Source organism: Oleiphilus sp. HI0067, assembly GCF_001635735.1.
This window is the reverse complement of record NZ_LWFI01000731.1, coordinates 1-586: the sequence shown is the minus strand read 5'-3', so window position 1 is coordinate 586 and position 586 is coordinate 1. Positions and strand designations below refer to the sequence as shown.

Genomic DNA, 586 nt, shown 5'->3' with positions numbered 1-586 from the left:
GTGGCATCGGTCCGTCTACTGCATCAACAAGAAGTAGTACAGAATCAACCATAGAAAGAACACGCTCTACCTCACCACCGAAGTCGGCGTGCCCAGGAGTGTCCACAATATTAATACGGTAATCATTCCATGTAATTGCTGTGTTCTTAGCAAGAATGGTAATGCCACGCTCCTTCTCTTGATCGTTCGAGTCCATAATTCGCTCAGCACCTTCATCTTTACGATCTAAGGTACCGGACTGACCTAACAAGCCATCAACCAGGGTAGTCTTACCATGGTCAACGTGCGCGATAATGGCGATATTTCTAAGGTTCTCAATCACAACAGCAATTCCCAAAAATTTGAGGGTTAAAAAATCGGACGCGGAGTATACAGCAAGCAAATGAAGATGGACATCAAATGTACATTTATTTGCAATCCTACCCAAAACAACGAATGCACCAAATTGACCCTGCAAGAAGCCATGCGCACCATTAAGGCGCAATAAAAACCTTTGTAAAATTCCAAGAAATTCCTAATTCGTTGTTTATACTCAAAAAATAGAGCCTCTTAACTTTTGGCAAGATGCTTGCATATCTAGTGAACC

General features: G+C 42.3%; 1 protein-coding gene. It reads right to left on the bottom strand.

Going from position 1 to position 586, the window contains the following annotated elements:
- Nucleotides 1-322, bottom strand: a 322-nt coding sequence (locus tag A3739_RS08080; RefSeq protein WP_197472196.1) for a GTP-binding protein, incomplete at its 3' end; no start/stop codon positions are given.
- Between the last annotated feature and the right edge of the window lie 264 nt (nt 323-586).